20 protein-coding genes are annotated in these 21,567 nt (G+C 71.9%); 5 read left to right on the forward strand and 15 right to left on the reverse strand.

The window, feature by feature from the left end:
- Nucleotides 1-70: 70 nt before the first annotated feature.
- Nucleotides 71-466, reverse strand: coding sequence for a molybdopterin-binding protein (locus tag AB5J87_RS08605; protein ID WP_369375710.1), 396 nt, complete (start codon nucleotides 464-466; stop codon nucleotides 71-73).
- A gap of 115 nt (nucleotides 467-581) precedes the next feature.
- Between AB5J87_RS08605 and AB5J87_RS08610 the strand changes: the two genes are divergently transcribed.
- Nucleotides 582-1,673, forward strand: coding sequence for an enoyl-CoA hydratase/isomerase family protein (locus tag AB5J87_RS08610; protein WP_369375712.1), 1,092 nt, complete (start codon nucleotides 582-584; stop codon nucleotides 1,671-1,673).
- A 115-nt stretch (nucleotides 1,674-1,788) separates the two neighbouring features.
- Here AB5J87_RS08610 and AB5J87_RS08615 read toward each other — a convergent pair whose 3' ends face one another.
- On the reverse strand, nucleotides 1,789-2,196 hold the full coding sequence (locus AB5J87_RS08615) for a Fur family transcriptional regulator (RefSeq protein WP_369375714.1): 408 nt from the start codon (nucleotides 2,194-2,196) through the stop codon (nucleotides 1,789-1,791).
- A 744-nt stretch (nucleotides 2,197-2,940) separates the two neighbouring features.
- Between AB5J87_RS08615 and katG the strand changes: the two genes are divergently transcribed.
- Nucleotides 2,941-5,169: a catalase/peroxidase HPI gene (gene katG / locus AB5J87_RS08620; protein ID WP_369375716.1), complete on the forward strand. Its 2,229-nt coding sequence runs from the start codon at nucleotides 2,941-2,943 to the stop codon at nucleotides 5,167-5,169.
- Between the two features lie 285 nt (nucleotides 5,170-5,454).
- Here katG and AB5J87_RS08625 read toward each other — a convergent pair whose 3' ends face one another.
- From AB5J87_RS08625 to AB5J87_RS08635, 3 genes are all read right to left on the reverse strand, one after another.
- Nucleotides 5,455-6,813 (reverse strand): class I SAM-dependent RNA methyltransferase, encoded by a 1,359-nt coding sequence (locus AB5J87_RS08625; RefSeq protein ID WP_369375718.1) that lies wholly within the window; start codon nucleotides 6,811-6,813, stop codon nucleotides 5,455-5,457.
- Nucleotides 6,814-7,059: 246 nt separating this feature from the next.
- Nucleotides 7,060-9,111, reverse strand: coding sequence for an APC family permease (locus tag AB5J87_RS08630; protein ID WP_369375720.1), 2,052 nt, complete (start codon nucleotides 9,109-9,111; stop codon nucleotides 7,060-7,062).
- 52 nt (nucleotides 9,112-9,163) lie between these two features.
- Nucleotides 9,164-10,000, reverse strand: a complete 837-nt coding sequence (locus AB5J87_RS08635; protein WP_369375722.1) for a hypothetical protein — start codon at nucleotides 9,998-10,000, stop codon at nucleotides 9,164-9,166.
- 157 nt (nucleotides 10,001-10,157) lie between these two features.
- Between AB5J87_RS08635 and AB5J87_RS08640 the strand changes: the two genes are divergently transcribed.
- A complete protein-coding gene (locus AB5J87_RS08640; protein ID WP_283141044.1) occupies nucleotides 10,158-10,826 on the forward strand; it encodes a TrkA family potassium uptake protein in 669 nt (222 codons plus the stop codon).
- The gene (locus AB5J87_RS08645; protein WP_369375725.1) at nucleotides 10,826-11,503 is read left to right on the forward strand and encodes a TrkA family potassium uptake protein; all 678 of its coding nucleotides are present in this window, start codon (nucleotides 10,826-10,828) and stop codon (nucleotides 11,501-11,503) included. Before AB5J87_RS08640 ends, AB5J87_RS08645 begins: the two co-directional genes overlap by 1 nt.
- Before the next feature lie 256 nt (nucleotides 11,504-11,759).
- Here the strand turns inward: AB5J87_RS08645 and AB5J87_RS08650 are convergent, their stop codons facing one another.
- The 8 genes from AB5J87_RS08650 to AB5J87_RS08685 form a co-directional block, all read right to left on the reverse strand.
- The gene (locus AB5J87_RS08650) at nucleotides 11,760-12,503 is read right to left on the reverse strand and encodes a DUF3159 domain-containing protein (protein ID WP_369375727.1); all 744 of its coding nucleotides are present in this window, start codon (nucleotides 12,501-12,503) and stop codon (nucleotides 11,760-11,762) included.
- 3 nt (nucleotides 12,504-12,506) lie between these two features.
- Nucleotides 12,507-12,905 (reverse strand): OB-fold nucleic acid binding domain-containing protein, encoded by a 399-nt coding sequence (locus tag AB5J87_RS08655; protein WP_079126363.1) that lies wholly within the window; start codon nucleotides 12,903-12,905, stop codon nucleotides 12,507-12,509.
- 75 nt (nucleotides 12,906-12,980) lie between these two features.
- Nucleotides 12,981-13,667, reverse strand: coding sequence for a response regulator (locus AB5J87_RS08660; protein WP_369375730.1), 687 nt, complete (start codon nucleotides 13,665-13,667; stop codon nucleotides 12,981-12,983).
- 62 nt (nucleotides 13,668-13,729) lie between these two features.
- On the reverse strand, nucleotides 13,730-16,273 hold the full coding sequence (locus AB5J87_RS08665; RefSeq protein ID WP_369375732.1) for an ATP-binding protein: 2,544 nt from the start codon (nucleotides 16,271-16,273) through the stop codon (nucleotides 13,730-13,732).
- Between the two features lie 182 nt (nucleotides 16,274-16,455).
- Entirely contained in the window at nucleotides 16,456-17,190 is a 735-nt protein-coding gene (locus AB5J87_RS08670) for an ABC transporter ATP-binding protein (protein WP_369375734.1), read from the reverse strand.
- Nucleotides 17,191-17,402: 212 nt separating this feature from the next.
- Entirely contained in the window at nucleotides 17,403-18,188 is a 786-nt protein-coding gene (locus tag AB5J87_RS08675) for a DUF3710 domain-containing protein (protein ID WP_369375736.1), read from the reverse strand.
- A 1-nt stretch (nucleotide 18,189) separates the two neighbouring features.
- The gene (gene dut / locus AB5J87_RS08680) at nucleotides 18,190-18,705 is read right to left on the reverse strand and encodes a dUTP diphosphatase (RefSeq protein ID WP_369375738.1); all 516 of its coding nucleotides are present in this window, start codon (nucleotides 18,703-18,705) and stop codon (nucleotides 18,190-18,192) included.
- Nucleotides 18,702-19,286, reverse strand: a complete 585-nt coding sequence (locus tag AB5J87_RS08685; RefSeq protein ID WP_369375740.1) for a PaaI family thioesterase — start codon at nucleotides 19,284-19,286, stop codon at nucleotides 18,702-18,704. Before AB5J87_RS08685 ends, dut begins: the two co-directional genes overlap by 4 nt.
- Nucleotides 19,287-19,344: 58 nt before the next feature.
- On the opposite strand from AB5J87_RS08685, the gene AB5J87_RS08690 reads away from it, so the two are divergent.
- A complete protein-coding gene (locus AB5J87_RS08690) occupies nucleotides 19,345-19,806 on the forward strand; it encodes a DUF3093 domain-containing protein (RefSeq protein ID WP_369375742.1) in 462 nt (153 codons plus the stop codon).
- A gap of 117 nt (nucleotides 19,807-19,923) precedes the next feature.
- Here AB5J87_RS08690 and AB5J87_RS08695 read toward each other — a convergent pair whose 3' ends face one another.
- Together AB5J87_RS08695 and AB5J87_RS08700 are read right to left on the reverse strand one after the other, a co-directional pair.
- Entirely contained in the window at nucleotides 19,924-20,907 is a 984-nt protein-coding gene (locus AB5J87_RS08695; protein WP_369375744.1) for a hypothetical protein, read from the reverse strand.
- 12 nt (nucleotides 20,908-20,919) lie between these two features.
- Nucleotides 20,920-21,216: a DUF4193 domain-containing protein gene (locus AB5J87_RS08700; protein ID WP_067165176.1), complete on the reverse strand. Its 297-nt coding sequence runs from the start codon at nucleotides 21,214-21,216 to the stop codon at nucleotides 20,920-20,922.
- Nucleotides 21,217-21,567: the final 351 nt, after the last annotated feature.

Genomic DNA, 21,567 nt, shown 5'->3' on the forward strand with positions numbered 1-21,567 from the left:
GGCGGCGCGCGGCGGTGACGCGTGGACGGCTTCGGGAACTCCGGCGCGTCTCAGGGCGAGCCAGGTCAGGTCAGGTCAGGTCGACATGGACGTTGGTCGACTTGACCCGGGCGGTGACGGTGACCCCGACCTCGATGCCGAGTTCCTCCACCGACTCGCGGGTGACCAGCGAGACGACCCGGTGGGGTCCGCACTGGACCTCCACCTGCGCGGCCACGTCGTCGACCGTCACCGCCGTCACGATGCCCAGGAAGGAGTTGCGTACCGAGGTGATCGCCGGGCCGGGCACCTCGTGGAGCCCTACGGCGCGTTCCTGCGCGAAGGCGGCGAGCCCGACGCCGTCGATGACCCGGTTGCCCGTGCCGTCCCGTTCCATGCGCAGGCGTCCGGCGTCCGCCCAGCGGCGGACCGTCTCGGAACTCACGCCGAGCAGGCTCGCCGCCTGCCCAATGCTGTACGTCGGCACGACAGCACTCTAGGGCCGGTGTTCCGCGCACTCGCACCCACCCGGCCGTACGGGGCAGCGCGTGGATCATGACCCATGGACTTAGTAGGACGTCCAACTATATGTTCGAGGAGCGATGACCAGGACCCATGAGACTTCTGAGACTTCCGAAGCCGCCGTTCCCCCGGGGGACGACGAGCAGGTGCTGACCGCCACCCGGGGCCGCGCCGCGTATCTGACCCTCAACCGGCCCCGGGCCCTCAACGCGCTGACCCATGCCATGGTGCGCCGTATCGACGCGGCGCTGACCGCGTGGGAGGACGATCCGTCGGTGGAGGCGGTGGTCCTGACCGGCGCGGGAGAGCGCGGGCTGTGCGCGGGCGGCGACATCCGCGCCATCCACGCGGACGCCCGCTCCGGGGGTACGGCGTCGGCCGCGTTCTGGCGCGACGAGTACCGGCTCAACGCCCGTATCGCCCGCTTCCCCAAGCCGTACGTGGCGGTCATGGACGGCATCGTCATGGGCGGCGGGGTCGGGGTGTCGGCCCACGGCGGGGTGCGGATCGTGACCGAGCGCTCGCGTGTGGCCATGCCGGAGACGGGCATCGGCTTCGTGCCGGACGTGGGCGGGACGTATCTGCTGGGGCGCGCGCCGGGCGAGCTCGGCACGCACCTGGCGCTCACGGGCGCGGCCGTGGGCGCGGCGGACGCCGTGCTGTGCGGCCTGGCGGACCACTACGTACCGTCGGCCTCCCTGCCCCACCTGCTGTCCGAGCTGGCCGACCTCCCCGTACATGAGGCTCTCGCCCGCCACGCCCGGCCCGTCCCGCCCGGCGAGCTCGCCGCCCAGCGCGAGTGGATCGACTCCTGTTACGCGGCGGACACGGTCGAGGAAATAGTCGACCGCCTGCTCGCGTCCGGCATCCAGGAGGCGAAGGAGACGGCCGAGACGATTCTGGCCAAGTCCCCCACCGCCCTCAAGGTCACCCTGGAGTCGATGCGGCGCGCCCGGCGGCTCGACTCGCTGGAGCGGGTCCTGGAACAGGAGTACCGCGTGTCCTGCGCGTCCCTGACCAGCCCGGATCTGGTGGAAGGCATACGGGCGCAGGTCGTCGACAAGGACCGCGCGCCCCGATGGTCGCCGGGGGCACTGACGGAGGTCGGCGCGGCGCAGGTGGAGCGCTTCTTCGGGGAGGTGGTGGGAGTCCCGGAGCTTCGGTTCCCGTAGGCACGCCGGGGCCCTGCCCACCCCGGCCCCCGGAGGCGAGGCACAGCACACCCCGCGTAGATCCCCCGCTCCCGGGACCGGGCACACCCCAGGAAGATCGCCCCGGCGCCCAGGGCTAGGCGCACTCCGGGCAGACCCCCCGGTACGTCACCTCGGCCGCCGACACGGTGAAGCCAAACCGCTCCGCCGCCGGGAGGTCGGACAGGGGGTCGCCGGTGGGGTGGACATCGCGGATGGTGCCGCACGCGTTGCACAGGAGGTGCTGATGAGGATGATGCGCATTGGGGTCGTAGCGCTTGGCGCGGCCCGTGGTGACCTCGGTGACCTCGCCGAGGGAGACCAGCTCGCCGAGCGTGTTGTACACCGTCGCCCGGGAGATCTCGGGCAGCCGCTCGACGGCGCGGGCGTGCACCTCGTCGGCGGTGAGGTGCACGTGGTCGCCGTTCAGGACCTCCGCGACGACACGCCGCTGGGAGGTCATGCGCCAGCCGCGCCCTCGCAGCCGCTCGATCAGGTCACTCATACCGGTTCACCTGCTCAAGGTCGATGGGATACAGGCCGGTGCGGTACGGGCCGTCGGACCACGCACCGACGGACCGGCTGCCGACGCGATGCACGGACGCGCACGTCGACGGGCCCGTCCGGTGGGACGCACGAAGTGTGCCGGGGTGCCGCCCGCGCTTCGATGAGCCCTCGGTTTGACGTACTTCTTGACTTGGACTCTGTCCACCATAGGATCGTTCCATCGATAGAATAGGGACCAGAAGACACTCCAGCACAGGGCCGCGACAGCTGCGGCGTCGCGGCGACGCCTCCGGGATACGTGATCGCGTTGACCGTATTCTCCCTTCACGCTCACAAATCGCGTGTGCGGCCTTTCACTTGCCCGCCGCGCGGGGCGGCGGCAGTGCCCGTACAGCCGGCGCGCCGGGCCGCCGGTCGTGCCGCGCCACGGCCGAGGCCGGTCGCGGAGGCGGCATGCGCCGACCCGAGCCCGTCGTGTCCCGCCCGTCCCCTGTCCCGTACCACCGGTTCCTCCGGTCTCTCTGGTTCCTCTGGCCCCTCCAGTGCGCCCGCTCGACCGGCCCCGCCGCACCACCGTCCCCTCGCCCCACCTCTCACCACTCACCGCACTCACCGCTCACAGTTGACCGCCCCACCGGGACTCCCCCGTTCCGCTCCGATCCCATCCGATCCCACCCGCCCCACCCGTCTCACAGTCCGCAGTTCCTGAGCAAAGTGATCCACCGAGCCAAGAAGGATTGCCATGTCTGAGAACCATGACGCGATCGTCACCGACCCCGAGCCGGAGGAAGCCGGCGGCTGCCCGGTCGCGCACGGGCGCGCACCGCACCCGACTCAGGGCGGCGGGAACCGCCAGTGGTGGCCCGAGCGGCTCAATCTGAAGATCCTCGCGAAGAACCCGGCCGTGGCGAACCCGCTCGGCGAGGAGTTCGACTACGCCGAGGCGTTCAAGAGCCTCGACCTGCCGACGGTGAAGCGGGACATCGAGCAGGTCCTGAAGACCTCGCAGGACTGGTGGCCCGCAGACTTCGGCCACTACGGCCCGCTGATGATCCGGATGGCCTGGCACAGCGCGGGTACGTACCGGATCAGCGACGGCCGAGGCGGCGCCGGGGCCGGGCAGCAGCGCTTCGCCCCGCTCAACAGCTGGCCGGACAACGCGAGCCTGGACAAGGCCCGCCGTCTGCTGTGGCCGGTGAAGAAGAAGTACGGCAAGAGCCTCTCGTGGGCCGACCTGATGGTCCTCACCGGCAATGTCGCGCTGGAGTCGATGGGCTTCGAGACGTTCGGCTTCGGCGGCGGACGCGCGGACGTCTGGGAGCCGGACGAGGACGTGTACTGGGGCCCCGAGACCCAGTGGCTCGGCGACGAGCGCTACACCGGCGACCGTGAGCTGGAGAACCCGCTCGGCGCCGTCCAGATGGGCCTCATCTACGTCAACCCCGAGGGCCCCAACGGCAACCCGGACCCGATCGCGGCGGCCCGCGACATCCGCGAGACGTTCCGCCGGATGGCGATGAACGACGAGGAGACGGTCGCGCTGATCGCGGGCGGCCACACCTTCGGCAAGACCCACGGCGCGGGCCCGGCGGACGCCGTCGGCCCCGACCCCGAGGCGTCCCCGCTGGAGCAGCAGGGCCTCGGCTGGGAGAGCAGCCACGGCACCGGCGTCGGCGCCGACGCGATCACCAGCGGCCTTGAGGGCATCTGGACGAACACCCCGATCACCTGGGACAACAGCTTCTTCGAGATCCTCTTCGGTTACGAGTGGGAGCTGTTCAAGAGCCCGGCCGGCGCCCACCAGTGGCGGCCGAAGAACGGCGCGGGCGCGGGCACCGTGCCGGACGCCCACGACACGTCGAAGACCCACGCCCCGACGATGCTGACGACCGACCTGTCGCTGCGCTTCGACCCCGCGTACGAGCAGATCTCGCGCCGCTTCAAGGACAACCCGGCCGAGTTCGCGGACGTCTTCGCGCGCGCGTGGTTCAAGCTGACGCACCGTGACATGGGCCCGGTCTCGCGCTACCTCGGCCCGGAGGTCCCGGCCGAGGAGCTGCTGTGGCAGGACCCGCTGCCGGCCCGTACGCACGAGCTGGTCGACGCGGCGGACATCGCCTCCCTCAAGGAGCAGATCCTCGCCACGGGGCTGCCGGTGTCGCGGCTGGTCGCCACCGCGTGGGCCGCGGCCTCCTCGTTCCGGGGCAGCGACAAGCGCGGCGGCGCCAACGGCGGCCGGGTGCGCCTGCAGCCGCAGATCGGGTGGGAGGTCAACGAGCCCGACGAGCTCGCGGCGGCGCTGCGCGCCCTCGAAGGCGTACAGCAGTCCTTCAACGGGGCGCAGAGCGGCGGCAAGCGCGTCTCGCTGGCCGACCTGGTCGTCCTCGCGGGCGGCGCGGCGATCGAGAAGGCCGCGAAGGACGCGGGCCGGGCCGTCGAGGTCCCGTTCACGCCGGGCCGGGTGGACGCCACGCAGGAGAAGACGGACGTGGAGTCGTTCGCGGCCCTTGAGCCGACGGCCGACGGCTTCCGCAACTACCTCGGCAAGGGCAACCGCCTCCCGGCCGAGTACCTGCTGATCGACAAGGCGAACCTGCTGAACCTGAGCGCCCCCGAGCTGACCGTCCTCGTCGGCGGCCTGCGCGTCCTGGGCGCCAACCACCAGGGCTCGCAGCACGGCGTCCTCACCGCCAACCCGGGCACGCTGACGAACGACTTCTTCGTCAACCTGCTCGACCTGGACACCAAGTGGAAGGCGACGTCCTCGGACGCGACCACGTTCGAGGGCCGCGACGCCAAGGGCGACCTCAAGTGGACCGGCACGCGCGCGGACCTGGTCTTCGGCTCGAACTCCGAGCTGCGCGCCCTGGCGGAGGTGTACGCGAGCGACGACGCGAAGGACAAGTTCGTGACGGACTTCGTGGCGGCGTGGGTGAAGGTGATGGAGCTGGACCGGTTCGACCTGGTCTGATCCGGGGCGTGCGGCGCCCGGCCCGGGGAGCGACCAGCCCCGGGCCGGGCGCCGCAGCCGAGGCGTCGGGCGCCCACGGGTTGCCCGACGCCATGAAGCCGCCCGGCGTCCGGGCCGACCCAGCGGGGTCGGCGTTGGACACTGGGCGGCTTTTCCGGCTCCCTGGCCTGACGCGCTGTCAGATCTTGAGGCGGGTGCGCGTCAGACGTGCGTCACGCGCGTCGCTCGCGCGGCACGCGGCATCGCCCGTAAAAACCGATACCGCGTGCGTGAAGAAACGCCGGCTCAGCGCCCCTTCTCCGCAGGCTCCAAAATCGCCACGCACTCCACATGGTGCGTCATCGGGAACAGATCGAACGCCCGCAGTGTCCGTACCCGGTAGCCGCCGGTGGCGAAGTAGGCCAGGTCTCGAGCCAGGGCCGCCGGGTCGCAGGCCACGTAGGCGATGCGGCGGGCGCCGAGGCCCGTCAGGTACTTCACCGTCTGCTTGCCCGCGCCCGCGCGCGGCGGGTCCAGGACGATCAGGTCCGCCTCGGTGATCTTCGTGCGGGGCAGGACCTGCTCGACCTTGCCCTGTTCGACGCGGACGCGGGGCAGGTCCGCCAGGTTGTGGCGGGCGTCCTCCACCGCGCGCTTGGACGACTCGATGCCCAGCACCGCGCCCTGCTCGCCCAGCCGCTCCGCGAGCGCACCCGCGAACAGGCCGACCCCGCAGTACAGGTCCAGCGCCATCTCGCCCTTGCGCGGCATCAGGCCCTGCATCACGGCGTTGATCAGGGTGTTCGCGGCCTGCGGGTGGACCTGCCAGAAGCCGCCCATGCCGACGCGGTACGTGCGCTCGTCGGCGTCCCGGCCCGCCCGCTCGCGGACGAACGCGCGGCCGTGGACGCGGTGGACGCCGCCGTCCTTCTCCTCCACGCGCAGCACCGAGACCGGCTTGTCGAGCTCCACCAGGGGCAGCCGGCCGCCGGGGCGCGGGGTCAGGACCACCTGGCGGTCGTGCGAGCCGGTCGCGGCGATCGCCTCGACCGACTCCATCTGCGGCCACTCCCGCTTCTCGACGCCGAGCTCGCTGACGCCGGGCGCCGCGATCATGCAGTGGTCGATCACCTGGACGTCGTGCGAGCGGTGCTTGCGCAGGCCCGCCCGGCCGTCCTCGTCGATCGCGTACTGCACGCGCGTGCGCCACGCCGGGACCTCGCCCGCGGGGAGCTTGTCGCCCTCGGCGGGGACGACCGTGCCGTCCCAGCCCGCCTCCTCGGGGGTCAGGCCGGCCAGCCGCTGGAGCTGCTCGGCGATGACCTCGCCCTTGAGGCGGCGCTGCGCGCCGGGCTTGGCGTGCTGCCAGTCGCAGCCGCCGCACTTGCCGGGGCCCGCGAACGCGCACGGCGCCTCGACCCGGTCCTTGGAGGCGGTGACGATCCGCACCGCGTCCGCGCGCAGGAAGCGGGAGTCCTCGTCGCCCTCCGTCACGCGTGCGACGACCTTCTCGCCCGGCAGCGTGTGCCGGACGAACAGCACCCGGCCCTGCTCCGTGCGGGCGATGCAGTGGCCGCCGTGCGCGACGGGGCCGACCTCGACCTCGTACTCCTGCCCGACCAGCGAGGACGGGGAGGAAGACGAGGACTCGGGCTCGTTCTGCATGACGGGGGACTCCAGGTGCCAGGTGCCAAGGGAAAGGGGGGGCCGCCGTCCTCGTACGGACGGCAGCCCCCCAGTCTACGTCCCCCGGGCACCCGCACCGGCCGCCCGCACCGAGCGCCGGGCCCCGGACGCGCGGACCGAGTGCCGCGCCCGGCCGCGGGAACCGCGTGCCGGAACCGGATGGCGGGGACCGAGTGCCGGGACCGGCCGCCCGTACCGAGCCCCCCCGGCCGCCCGCAGGGCCCCTCACCCCTTCCCGCTGGGCTCCTTCGGCCGCTGGGGGGCGACGGGGCCGCGGCGCACCGAACCCGGTGCGTTCCACTCCTGCCGCCTGCGGGCCCGCTTCTTGGCCGCCTCGGAGGACTGGAGCTGGTACGGGACCGACGTCACCATCACGCCCGGCGTGAAGAGCAGACGGCCCTTGAGGCGCAGGGCGCTCTGGTTGTGCAGCAGGTGCTCGTACCAGTGGCCCACCACGTACTCGGGGATGTAGACGCTGACCGCGTCGCGCGGGCTCTCGCGGCGCAGGCCCTTGACGTACTCGATGACCGGGCGGGTGATCTCGCGGTACGGCGAGTCGATGATCTTCAGCGGTACGTCGATGCCGCGCCGCTCCCACTCGTCCTTGAGCGCCTTGGTCTCCGCCGCGTCGACGCTGACGCTGATCGCCTCCAGCTGGTTGGCGTGCAGCAGCTTGGCGTAGGCGAGGGCGCGCAGGGTCGGCTTGTGGAGCTTGGAGACCAGGACCACCGAGTGGACCCGGGAGGGGCGCAGGTACTCGTCCGGGCGCTCCTCGGCGGCGGCGATCTCGTCGGCCACCTTGTCGTAGTGCTTGCGGATCGCGGTCATCGTTCCGTAGAAGATCACCATGCCCATCAGGGCGACCCAGGCGCCGTGGGTGAACTTGGTGGCGAGGACGACGACCAGGACCAGCCCGGTGAAGAAGGCGCCGAAGGTGTTGATCGCGCGCGAGCGGATCATGTGGCGGCGCTTGGCCGGGTCCTGCTCGGTGGCCAGGTGGCGGTTCCAGTGCCGGACCATGCCGGTCTGGCTCAGGGTGAAGGAGACGAAGACGCCGACGATGTAGAGCTGGATCAGCCGGGTCGAGTCCGCGCCGTATATCACCACGAGCAGGATCGCGGCCCCGGCCAGCAGCACGATGCCGTTGGAGAACGCCAGGCGGTCGCCGCGGGTGTGCAGCTGGCGCGGCAGGTAGCGGTCCTGGGCGAGGATCGAGCCGAGCAGCGGGAAGCCGTTGTACGCGGTGTTCGCGGCCAGGAACAGCACCAGCGCGGTGGCCGCGGCGAGGATGACGAAGAGGAAGCTGCCCTTGCCGAAGACGGCCTCGGCGACCTGGGAGATCACCGGGTTCTGGACGTAGTCGGAGCCGACCGGGACGCCGTTGTGCAGCAGGTCGGTGGCGGGCTTCTCGGCCATCCGCACCTTGGTGGCCATGGCCAGCGCGATGATGCCGCAGAACATGGTGACCGCGAGGCCGCCCATCAGGGCCAGCGTGGTCGCCGCGTTCTTGGACTTGGGCTTGCGGAAGGCCGGGACGCCGTTGCTGATCGCCTCGACGCCGGTGAGCGCGGCGCAGCCCGAGGAGAAGGCGCGCAGCAGCAGGAAGACCAGCGCGAAGCCGGCCAGGCCCTGGTGCTCGGCGTGGATCGTGTAGTCGGCCGTCGGGGCCTTCATCGTGTCGTCGAGGACCATGCCCTTGAAGGCGCCCCAGGCGATCATGATGAAGACGCCGCCCACGAAGACGTACGTGGGGATGGCGAAGAGCTTGCCGGACTCCTTCACGCCGCGCAGGTTCATCAGGGTGAGCAGCACGATCACGGCCACCGCGCACAGCACCTTGTGTTCGACCACGAACGGGACGGCCGAGCCGAGGTTCTCGATGCCGGAGGCGATCGAGACGGCGACGGTCAGCACGTAGTCGACCAGGAGCGCGGAGGCGACGGTGAGTCCGGCCTTGGGCCCCAGGTTGGTGGTGGCGACCTCGTAGTCACCGCCGCCGCTGGGGTAGGCGTGCACGTTCTGCCGGTACGAGGCGACCACGGTGAACATCAGCACCACGACCGCGACGGCGATCCAGGGGCTGAAGTGGTACGCCGACACACCCGCCACGGAGAGCACCAGGAGGACTTCTCCGGGCGCGTACGCAACGGACGAGAGCGGGTCGGACGCGAAGACGGGGAGCGCGATGCGCTTGGGGAGGAGCGTTTCTCCCAGCTTGTCGCTGCGCAGCGCCCGGCCGATCAGGATCCGTTTGGGCACGTCGGTCAGTTTGGACACAACAGAGAAGCGTAAGGGCTGCGTATTGACGCGGCCCACCCGCCACCCCCCATCAGTACGACAGAGCCGCCCACACGGCCGTGACCACCACCGCGAGCAGGTAGCAGCCGGTCGCCGCGGCGACGATCCGCACGCGCCGGGCGGCGTCCAGTCGCGTACGGGCGAGCAGCCACGCGAGCGCCGGCAGGGCCAGGACCGCGTGCAGGCCCACCCCGTGCAGCGGCTTCAGCGGCGCGGTCGAGGCGTAGGCCGCGCTCTGGTGGCCGGTGCGGGTCAGCACCACGCCCCGGGCGATCATCGCGGCGCCGGCGGCGAGCGCCACCAGCAGGACCGCGAATCCGGCCCGGACCGCGAGCGCCATCCCGGCGGGGCCCGAGGGCTCGGCGCGGAAGGCGGCCACCGCGAACCGGGTCAGGATCACCACCAGCAGGGCGCCGCCCGCCGCGAGCGCCATGGAGACGGCCGAGTCGAACGGCGTCTCCATGTCCAGGTGCGAGGGCACCCGCCGCCACGCCTGGAGGGTGATCCCGGCCACTTCCAGCACGCTGTCGGCGGCCAGCAGGACCAGCAGTGCGGCCCTGGTGCGCGCCCCGGTCCGTACGTAGGAGGTGACCCACGTCAGCGCCGCCAGGGTGAGGCCGAAGGAGAGGCCGAAGGTGGCGGGCTTGCGCCAGGAGACCGGGCCGTTCCAGGGGCCGCCCGCGACCGCGAACACGCCGAGGTGGAAGAGGCCGGAGGCGAACAGCACGGCCGCGGTCACCAGGGCGAGGCGCTCGGCGGGGGCGAGCCGGACGGCGGGGCGGCCGGTGCGTCGGCCGGTGGGGCGGGGGCTTGGCGGGAGTGGGGCGGGGGCCTGGTGGGGCCGGAGTGAACGCCCTGTCTCATTCATGCGTCTCAGCCTGCGCGACGGGTGTGCGGCAGGTCGTCGTCCGGGAGGAGGCCGGACGGCTGCGCCCGCGGAAGTACGGACGTGGATGAGTGCATCGCGCCGCTGGCCGCATAAGCTCGTCACCGGGCAACGCCGACAAGGAAGTATGTGAGGGGACGTGCACATCGTCATCATGGGCTGCGGGCGAGTGGGAGCCGCTCTCGCGCAGACCTTGGAGCAGCAGGGGCACACGGTCGCCGTCGTCGACCAGGACCCCACGGCCTTCCGCAGGCTCGGTTCCGGGTTCAGCGGGCGCCGGGTCACCGGTGTCGGCTTCGACCAGGACACGCTGCGCGAAGCGGGGATCGAGGAGGCGGGCGCGTTCGCGGCCGTCTCCAGCGGTGACAACTCCAACATCATCGCGGCCCGGGTGGCCCGCGAGATGTTCGGGATCGAGAACGTCGCGGCCCGTATCTACGACCCGCGCCGCGCCGAGGTCTACCAGCGGCTCGGCATTCCGACGGTCGCCACGGTCCGCTGGACCGCCGACCAGATGCTGCGGCGGCTGCTGCCGTCCGGCGCGGAGCCGCTGTGGAGCGACCCGAGCGGGGCGCTCCAGCTGGCGGAGGTGCACACCTCCACGGCGTGGATCGGTCACAAGATCAGCAAGTTGCAGGAGGAGACCGGGGTCCGCGTCGCGTTCCTCACCCGGCTGGGCGAGGCCGTGCTGCCGAGTTCCCAGACGGTGCTGCAGGAGGGCGACCTCGTGCACGTGATGATGCGTACGGACGAGGTCGAGAAGGTCGAGGCGGCCTTCGCCCAGGGTCCCGAGGAAGGCGGTCACTGATGCGCGTGGCGATTGCCGGGGCCGGCGCGGTGGGTCGTTCCATCGCGGGCGAGCTCCTGGAGAACGGCCACGAGGTGCTCCTCGTGGACAAGGCACCGACGGCCATCTCGGTGGAGCGGGTGCCGCAGGCGGAGTGGCTGCTGGCCGACGCCTGTGAGATCACCTCGCTGGACGAGGCGGCGCTGCAGCGCTGCAACGTGGTCATCGCGGCCACCGGCGACGACAAGGTGAACCTGGTCGTCTCGCTGCTGGCGAAGACCGAGTACGGCGTGCCGCGCGTGGTGGCCCGGGTCAACAACCCGAAGAACGAGTGGCTGTTCAACGAGTCGTGGGGCGTGGACGTGGCCGTCTCCACCCCGCGTCTGATGTCGGCGCTGGTCGAGGAGGCGGTGAGCGTCGGCGACCTGGTGCGGCTGCTGCGCTTCAGCCACGGCGACGCCAACCTGGTGGAGCTGACGCTGCCGCCGGAGTCGGCGCTGGCGGGCACCCAGGTCGGGGAGGTGGCCTGGCCCGAGGACACCTCGCTGGTCACCATCATCCGCGGCACCCGGGTGCTGACTCCGCAGTCGGAGGAGACGCTGGAGGCCGGTGACGAGCTGCTGTTCGTGGCCGCGCAGGCGCGCGAGGAGCAGCTGGAGGATCTGCTGTCGGTGCGGCGGGAGGACGCTGCGAGCTGACGCTCCCTCACGGTGGCGGAAGGGGCCGGGAGTACGGTGCGTACTCCCGGCCCCTTCGCTGTGTCCCGGTTGCGGGGCTCGCTTTGTCCCGGCTGCGAATTCCGCTGCACCTCGGCTGTGGGTCTCGCTTTTACCTCGTTTACCTCGACTGCGCATTCCGCTGTGTCTCGGCTGCGGGCCCGGCCGTGGCTGGTCGCGCAGTTCCCCGCGCCCCTGGGGGGCGCTACTCGCGGCCCTGCCCCCGTTCCCCGTGTCCCTACGGGGCCGCTTCCGCGGCCTTCGCCGCCTTCGCGGCTTCCTCCTCCGCCTCCATCTCCGCGAACACGTCGATGGGCGGCGGGGCCTTGGCCAGGAAGATCCAGGTCAGCCAGACCGCCAGCAGGAACGGCGGGATCTTCAGGGCGATCAGCACCCAGCCCAGCTGGGAGGTGTTGGCCCAGAAGTAGAGCGGGAAGAGGATCGCGCACTTGGCGAGCAGGATCAGGCCCCAGGCCCAACTGGCCTTCGCGTACGCCTTCTTGCGCCCCGGGTTGCGGGTGCGCCAGGACAGGTTCTCCTTGAAGACCGGGCCCAGCATCAGCCCGATCAGCGGGACCCCGAAGAGCGTCGTCAGCAGGTACGCCAGCGCCAGGCCCAGGGTGTAGAGCATGCCCGGCAGATAGAAGTCCTTCGCGTTGCCGGTCATCATCGCGAAGACGACGCCGAAGGCCACGCCGAAGACGCCGCTGAAGGCGTGCTTGACGGTGTCCTTGCGGATCAGCCGCACCACGACGAGCAGCAGCGAGACCGCGACGGCGGCGATCGCCGAGCTGTGCAGGTCCTTGTTGACCGTGAAGATCGTGACGAAGAGGAGCCCGGGGAGGCACGTCTCCACCATGCCCCGGACGCCGCCGAACGCGTCGAAGAGCGCGGCCTCGGTGACCGCCTTCGCGTCGGCGTCCGGGGCGGGGTGCGCGCGGTGCGCGCCGGTCGTGGTGGTCGGCTTGTCGACTGACGTCACCGGCTACTCCTGTCCGAGCGGTCGGAGTTCGTATTTGGGGTTGAACAGCACCCGTCGGCCGTGGCTCATCGAGATCCGGCCCGAGGCGATCAGCTTGCGGCCCGGCTCTATGCCCACGATCGAGCGCCGTCCAAGCCACACCACGTCCAGTGGGGCGGTCCCGTCGAAGAGCTCGGCCTCCAGCGCCGGGACGCCCGCCCTCGGGCGCAGGGTGACCGTCCGCAAGGTACCAGTCACCTTGACTATCTGGCGGTCGTCGCAGTCCGAGATGCGTGTGCACCCCGTGGCCTGCGTGTCCTCCTGCAGTTCCGCGGAGTGCAGCTCCTCCTGCGAGGTGGACAGCCGGTCGAGCATCCGGCGGAAGCGCCCCGCGGGCTTCTCGGTACGAAGGTCAGCACTCATACAGAAAGCGTACCGGCCCCCGCCGACAGCGGAGGTGGCCGAGGTCACCCGGCCCGCGGGGCCCCGCGGCGGCGCTCAGCGCTCGAAGCGGTACCCCATGCCGGGCTCGGTGATGAAGTGGCGCGGATGCGAGGGGTCCAGCTCCAGTTTGCGGCGCAGCTGGGCCATGTAGACCCGCAGGTAGTTGGTCTCGGTGCCGTAGGAGGGGCCCCAGACCTCCTGGAGGAGCTGCTTCTGGCTGACCAGCCGGCCGGTGTTGCGGACCAGGACCTCCAGCAGGTGCCATTCGGTGGGCGTGAGGCGTACGTCGCGGCCGTCCCGGTTGACCTTCTTGGCGGCCAGGTCGACGGTGAACCCCTCGGTCTCCACGCTCACCACGTCGTCGCCCTCGCCGCCGACCGGCTCGGCGCGGCGCACGGCCGCCCGCAGCCGGGCCAGCAGCTCGTCCATGCCGAACGGCTTGGTGACGTAGTCGTCGGCGCCCGCGTCCAGCGCCTCGACCTTCTCGTCGGAGGTGTGCCGGGCGGAGAGGACCAGGATCGGCACCCGGGTCCAGCCGCGCAGGCCCTTGATCACTTCGACGCCGTCCATGTCGGGCAGGCCGAGGTCCAGGACGACCACGTCGGGGTGGCGGGCGGCGGCGAGCTGGAGGGCGGTCGCGCCGTCGGGGGCCGCGTCCACCTCGTACTTCCTGGCCTTGAGGTTGATCACGAGCGCGCGGACGATCTGCGGCTCGTCGTCCACCACGAGCACCCGGGTCATGCGGGTCCTGCTTTCTGTCGGGGAGGGTTCCGGCCGGGGGTCCAGTCCCCGGGGGCCGGGGCTCACGAGGTGACCTGGGCGGAGAGGTCGGCGACGACCGGGGCGGGGCCGGGCACCGCCCGGAGCGTGAGCACCATGGTCATGCCGCCGCCCGGGGTGTCCTCGGCGGTCAGGGTGCCGCCCATCGACTCGACGAAGCCGCGGGCGACGGCGAGGCCGAGGCCGACTCCGGCGCCGCGCGGAGCGTCACCGTACCGCTGGAAGGGCTCGAAGATCCGTTCCTTGCTCTCGTCGGGGACGCCGGGGCCCCGGTCGGCCACCCGGACCTCCACCCGCTCCCCCAGCGCGCTAGCGGCCACCAGGACGTGGTCGCCGACGGGGCTGTACTTCACGGCGTTCTCGACGATGTTGGCGACGGCCCGCTCCAGGAGTCCGGAGTCGACGGCGACCATCGGCAGCGTCTCGGGGATGTCCAGTTCGACGCTGTCCTCGGGCACGCCGCCGAGCGCCATGGGCACGACCTCGTCGAGGTCGATCTCGCGGATGATCGGGACGACCGTGCCGGTGTTCAGGCGGGACATGTCGAGCAGGTTGCCGACGAGGTGGTCGAGCCGGTCCGCGCCGACCTCGATCCCGGCCAGCAGTTCGGCCTCGTCGTCCTCGGACCATTCGACGTCGTCGGAGCGGAGCGAGGTGACGGCGGCCTTGATGGAGGCGAGCGGGGTGCGCAGGTCGTGGCTGACGGCGGCGAGCAGTGCGGTGCGGATGCGGTTGCCCTCGGCGAGCTTGCGGGACTCCTCGGCCTCGTCGACGAGGCGCTGGCGGTCCAGGACGACGGCGGCCTGGGCGGCGAAGGCGCCGAGCACCCGGCGGTCCTCGGCGGGCAGCACCCGTCCGCTCAGGGCGAGCGCCATGTGGTCGCCGACGGGCATGTCGACGTCGGCGTCCTCGGGGCGCACGACGGGGTGCGGGCCCGCGCTGCCCGCGCAGGTCCACGGCTCGACGTCGCCGGCCCGCTCCAGCAGCGCCACCGACTCCATCGCGAAGGTCTCGCGGACCCGCTCCAGGAGGGCGTCCAGGGTGGTCTCGCCGCGCAGCACGCTGCCGGCCAGGAAGGAGAGGATCTCCGACTCGGCGCGCAGCCGGGCCGCCTGGTGGGTGCGCCGGGCCGCGAGGTCGACGACGGAGGCGACCGAGACCGCCACCAGGAAGAAGATCGCGATGGCCAGGATGTTCTTGGGGTCCGCGATGGTGATCTGGTGGACCGGCGGGGTGAAGTAGTAGTTCAGCAGGAACGAGCCGAAGGCGGCCGAGGCGAGCGCCGGGAGCAGTCCGCCGAGCAGGGCCGCGGCGACGGTGAGCGTCAGGAAGAGCAGCATGTCGTTGGCGAGCCCGAGGTCCGCGTCCACGTTGGTCAGCAGCACGGCGAGGAGCGCGGGCCCGGCGACGCCGGAGAGCCAGCCCCAGATGCTGCGGACCCGGCCCAGCCGGGCACCGCGCGCCACCGGCAGGCCGCGCCCCTTGGCGACCTCCTCGTGGGTGACGATGTGGACGTCGAGGTCGGGCCCGGACTCGCGGGCCACGGTGGCGCCGACGCCCGGCCCGAAGACGTACTGCCAGGTCTTGCGGCGGCTGGAGCCGAGGACGATCTGGGTGGCGTTGACGCCGCGCGCGAACTCCAGCAGGGAGGCGGGCACGTCGTCGCCTATGACGTGGTGGAAGGTGCCGCCGAGGTCTTCGACCAGGGTGCGCTGGACCGCCAGTTCCTTGGGCGAGGCGGAGGTGAGCCCGTCGCTGCGGGCCACGTACACCGCGAGGATCTCGCTGCCGGAGCCCTTGGCGGCCATCCGGGCCGCGCGCCGGATCAGGGTGCGGCCCTCGGGTCCGCCGGTCAGGCCGACGACGATCCGCTCCCGGGCCTGCCAGGTGGAGCGGATGTTGTGCTCGCCCCGGTACTGCTGGAGGTACTCGTCGACCCGGTCGGCCACCCACAGCAGGGCGAGCTCGCGCAGGGCGGTCAGATTGCCGGGGCGGAAGTAGTTGGACAGGGCCGCGTCGACCTTGTCGGACTTGTAGATGTTGCCGTGCGCCATCCGGCGGCGCAGCGCCTGCGGCGACATGTCGACGAGTTCGATCTGCCCGGCCCGGCGGACCACCTCGTCGGGGACCGTCTCGCGCTGGCGCACGCCGGTTATCGACTCGACGACGTCGCCGAGGGACTCCAGGTGCTGGATGTTGACGGTGGAGACGACGTCGATGCCCGCCTGGAGGAGCTCCTCGACGTCCTGCCAGCGCTTGGTGTTGCGCGAGCCGGGCACATTGGTGTGGGCGAGTTCGTCCACCAGGGCGACGGCGGGGCGCCGCTCCAGGACCGCGTCGACGTCCATCTCGGTGAAGGCCGAGCCCCGGTACTCGATCTCCCGGCGCTGCACCTGCTCCAGGCCGTGCAGCATGACCTCGGTGCGCGGGCGTCCGTGGTGCTCCACGAACGCCACCACGCAGTCGGTGCCCCGCTCGACGCGCCGGTGGCCCTCGGAGAGCATGGCGTAGGTCTTGCCGACGCCCGGTGCCGAGCCGAGGTATATCCGAAGCTTGCCGCGTGCCATGGCCCCATTGTCTTTCAGAAGACTGCTGCGTACGCGGTGCCGACCTTACGTCCATCGAATCCGGCAAATCGGACCGGGGGGCCGTCCGACCTGCCGTATTGACACGATTCTGATGGGCGCGGGCGCTGCCGCACACGGGCGTCCCTTGGGTGCGGGCGCTGCCGCACAGGGGCGCCGGGCGCTCAGCCGTGGTCGATGATGCGCCCGTCGGCGAGCTCCAGGACGCGGTCGGCGAGCCCGAGGAGCTGGTGGTCGTGGGTGGCGACCAGTGCGGTGACGCCCTCGCTGCGCACGACCGCGCGCAGCAGCTCCATCACGGCGAGCCCGGTCTGCGCGTCCAGCTGGCCGGTCGGCTCGTCGGCGATCAAGAGGGCGGGCCGGTTGGCGAGGGCGCGGGCGATGGCGACCCGCTGCTGCTGGCCGCCGGAGAGCTCGCCGGGGCGCTGTTCGGCGTGGTCGGCGAGCCCGACCAGCCCGAGCAGCAGTTCCACCCGCGCCTCCCGCTCCGCCGGGTCGGCCTTGCGCAGCCGCATCGGGACGCCCACGTTCTCGGCGGCCGACAGGATCGGGATCAGTCCGAAGGACTGGAAGATGAAGCCGATGCGGTCGCGGCGCAGCGCGAGGCGGCCGTCCTCGCCGAGCTCCGTGAGCTCGGTGGAGTCGACGGTGATCCGGCCGGAGTCGGGCCGGTCGAGGCCGCCGACCAGGTTGAGCAGGGTGGTCTTGCCGGAGCCGGACCGGCCCTTGAGGGCGACGAGCTCACCGCGCGGCACCTCGAAGGACACCCCGCGCAGCGCGTGCGTGGCGGCGGCCCCCTCGCCGTAGGAGCGGCGCAGGTCCTCGACGCGGACCATGGGCCCGGTGCCCGGCTCTTCGGCCACGGCCACCCCGCCGCGCTCGCTGGTGCTCCCGCTCATGCCCGTTACCCCCGCTACGTACGTCGTGTGCCGGTCGGCGCCAGTATGTGCAGGCGGCACGCGTGGGGGCAATGTCCGGCGGCGGATCAATCCCGTCGACAGCGGAAGTCGGCGCCGCGAACGCCGACGGGCCGCACCCCGGCGAGGGTGCGGCCCGTCACTGCGGATCACGGGGACGCGCCGGACGGAACCCGCGCGTCACGTCCCGGGCGTCAGCGGACCTCGGTGATCTCCGGGCCGCGCTGGAGCTGGCCCATGCCGCCGGAGAAGCGCGAGCCCTCCTGCTCCTCCTGCTGGACGCCGTCGGGCATCATCTGCGCGTCGTCCGGCAGCTTCAGGACGATCGGGTCGCGCGGGGCCATCGGGCCCTCGCCGCGCACCACGACGGTGTCCTGGAAGATCTGCTCCAGCAGCCCCGCGGCCTGCGGCTGCACCGCGCCCTGGCCGGAGATCACACCGCGCAGGAACCAGCGCGGCCCGTCCACGCCCACGAAGCGGACCAGCTGGACGCCGTTGGTCCCGTCCGGGAGCTGGACCGGCACCTGCGCCCGCAGCTCCCAGCCCAGCGGGCCCTCGACCTCGTCGATGACGCCGCCCTGCTGGGTGATGCCGGAGGCGATCTCCTCGCGGACCTCGCCCCAGATGCCCTCGTTCTTGGGGGCGGCGAACGCCTGCAGCTGTACGGCGCTGTCGCGCAGCACGACGGTCGCCGCGACGATCGCGTCGCCCGCGACCTCGACGCGCAGCTCCATGCCGTCGACCCCGGGGACGAAGATGCCGCCCAGGTCGACCCGGCCCTCGCCGGGCTCGGCGACCTCTTCGATGTCCCACGGACCGTCCGGCCGAGGGGCCGGCGGCAGGTTCACCCGGCGCGGCCCGTCCTGGTCGGCGCTGTCGGCTTCGGCGTATTCGCCATCGGCATCGATGCCGTCGACGACCTGCTCGGCCTCGCCCGCCGCGTCCTCGGCGGATCCGCTCTTCTTGCGACGTCCGAACACGTCACTGTCCTTCCCGGTCGGATACGACCGAAGCGTATCGATTCCCACCCGTTGTGCCGCCCACGGCGGCATGACCGCCGGTGGAACCGAAGCCCCCCTCGGCCCGCGCCGAACCGGGAAGCTCCGCCACCTCGTGGAAGCGGACCTTCTCGACCTGCTGGACGACAAGTTGGGCAATCCGGTCGAATCGCTCGAACCGCACGGTCTCGCGCGGGTCGAGATTGACCACGATCACCTTGATCTCCCCACGGTACCCGGCATCCACCGTCCCCGGGGCATTCACCAGGGCGACACCGCAGCGTGCGGCCAGGCCGGAGCGGGGGTGCACAAAGGCCGCGTACCCGTCGGGCAGGGCGATACCCACCCCGGTGGGCAGCACGGCCCGCTCCCCCGGGGCGAGTTCGGCGGCCTCGGTGGTGACGAGGTCGGCCCCCGCGTCACCGGGGTGACCGTACGCCGGAATCGGCACGTCGGGGTCGATCCGGCGGATGAGTACGTCTACGGGGTTACGGCTCACGGGTTCACCTCGAAGGCGCGTGCGCGCCTGACCTGGTCGGGGTCGGACATGACGGCCTGGATCTCCTGGGGGCGGCCGTTATCGATGAAGTGGTCGACCTTCACCTCGATGAAGAGGGCGTCGGCCCGGACCGCCACCGGCCCGTCGGGCCCGCCTATCCGCCCGGTCGCCGAGGAGTAGATCTTGCGGCCCGCGACGGCGGTGACCTCGGCCTCCAGGAACAGCACGGTGTCCACCGGCACCGGCCGCACGAAGTCGGTCTCCAGCCGTCCGGTCACCGCGATCGTCTGCAGCAGCCAGTTCAGCGAGCCGAGCGTCTCGTCCAGCGCGGTGGCCAGCACCCCGCCGTGCGCGAGGCCCGGGGCGCCCTGATGGGCCGGGCGCACCGTGAACTCGGCGGTGACGGTCACGCCCTCGCCGGCCCGCGCCGCCAGGTGCAGTCCGTGGGGCTGCCCGTCGCCGCACCCGAAGCAGTGCTCGTAGTGCGCGCCGAGCAGCTCGCCGGGAGCGGGCGCGCCGGGGTGCCGCACCGGCGGCGCGGCGTCGGCCGGGGGCGTCAGGGACGCGGATCTAGCAGTCACAGGCGCAGACCTTACCCGCGGTCCCGGGCGCCGGTCGCGCCGTGCCAAGCTAGCTGTCATGCAGCCGAACGCCCCTCAGTACACCGAACGCCTCACCGCGCCCCGCTCGTGGTGGCTGATCGCCGCCCTGGTCGGGGTCGCCTGTGCGCTGATGCTGCTGCCGCTGGGCGGCCTGCCGCTGCTCGCGGGGCTCATCGGCGGCACGGCGCTGGCGGCGACGGCGGTCAGTTCGTACGGGTCGGTACGGATCCGGGTCGTCGCGGACACCCTGGTCGCGGGCGACGCCCGGATCCCGGTGACGGCGCTGGGCGAACCCGAGGTGCTGGACGCGGAGGAGGCCCGGGCCTGGCGCCTGCACAAGGCCGACCCGCGGGCCTTCATGCTGCTGCGCAGCTACATCCCGACGGCGGTCCGGGTCGAGATCACCGACCCCGAGGACCCGACCCCGTACGTCTACGTCTCGACGAGGGACCCGAAGGCCCTGAAGGCGGCCCTGGACGGCGTGCGCGCGGGCCTGTAGGGGCTGGGCCGCGGCCGGTGGCGGCTGGGCCGCGCCGGACCGCGACGCGGGGCGCGCGCAAGTGCGCGGCGGGCCCGGGACGGGCCGCGGCCGAAGGGCCGGCCGGGAAGCGGCGCGTCAGCGCCCGAGCTCCTTGGGGATCTCCCCCGGCCGCAGGGGATCGGCGGGCTGCTCCAGGGGGGCGAGCTCCGTGAGGGCCTCCCACGGCACCTGGCGCTTGCGCAGGTCCGCGCGGATGTGCCCGGCCACCTTCTTGGTGTCGCGCCGGTTCATGACCGCGCCCACCGCCGCACCGACCATGAACGGGGTCAGGTTCGGCAGATTGCGCACCATGCGCTTCATGATCTGCTGGCGCAGCTCCCGCTTCATCTGACCGCCGAGGGCGGCATTGAAGGTCGCGGGCCTGGTGACCTGGACGCCGCGCTCCTCGGTCCAGGACGTCAGATACGCCATGGAGCGCTCTTTGAGATTGCCGGGCGGTCGCATCCCGTAGACCTCGTGGAGCTCGGCGATCAGCTTCAGTTCGATCGCCGCGACCCCGGTGATCTCCGCGGCCAGCTCGGCCGGCATGGCCGGGGGGACGGGAAGCATCGCGGCGGCGCCGATGCCCGCGCCGACCGCCGACGTGGCGTTCGCCGCTCCCGCGATCAGCTTGTCCGCGATTTCCTCCGGACCCAGGCCCGGGAATTGTCCGCGCAGGGTCGTGAGATCACGGACGGGAATGCGCGGAGCGATCTCGATGACGCGGTCGGCGAGATGTCCGATCCCCGCCTTCGCACTCGCACCGCTCTTGCGGACGCCCTTCTTGAGGGCCGGGACGCCTTTGGCGGCGGCGGCCTTCCGCAGGGCGTCCAGGCGTCGGGCCCCGGCCGCGGGCCCCGCCTGGTCGTCCAGTACCGCTTCGAGCGAGGCCGGCCGGCCCCGCTCGTCCTCACGCGCGTGGTCGGCAGAACTCTCCGCCGGGAGGGCGGTCGGCTCGGTGGGTGCCCAAGCACCCCCTGCCGGGCCTGTGCCGCCCTGTGACGCCTCGGGCGTACCCGGGGCACCCTTTCGCCGGAACGGTCGCTTCCGGGGCGGTTCGGCGCCTTCCGCGCCTTTCACGGGCGTACCCGATCAGTCGCAGTCGCGGCAGATCGGCTGGCCGTTCTTCTCCCGGGCCAGCTGGCTGCGGTGGTGCACGAGGAAGCAGCTCATGCAGGTGAACTCGTCGGCCTGCTTGGGCAGGACGCGAACGGCGAGCTCTTCGTTGGAAAGGTCCGCGCCGGGCAGTTCCATGCCCTCCGCGGCCTCGAAGTCGTCGACGTCGACGGCCGAGGCGGACTTGTCGTTCCGCCGGGCCTTCAGTTCTTCGAGACTGTCGGAATCGACGTCGTCATCGGTCTTGCGTGGGGTGTCGTAGTCCGTTGCCATGTCGCTCTCCCCCTCTGGGTGGTTGCGGTGTCTCCAGCGCACGTAACGCGTGAGAGGCCGGACTTGTGCCCGACCCGAGGCGGAGATTTTGCCTCACATCAAGGTCTGTTACTCAATCGACACCCAGCCGCACTCCTCAAGAGTGATCGTCTTGGATGGCGATCGGGACCGTACACGGTCCGAATGTCGCACTTCACGGGCGCCACCCCGTGTACTTCCCGTGATCTCGCCCCCCGAAAACCCGGACTTTTCCCGGTTTTCCGGCGGTTGCCTTGATCACGGAGAGTAGATGGCCGGAAATTTGCCCCTGTGATTGATCACACACGAATATCTTCGGGACGGGTCCCGAAA

The organism is Streptomyces sp. cg36 (assembly GCF_041080675.1).
Lineage (GTDB): Bacteria > Actinomycetota > Actinomycetes > Streptomycetales > Streptomycetaceae > Streptomyces.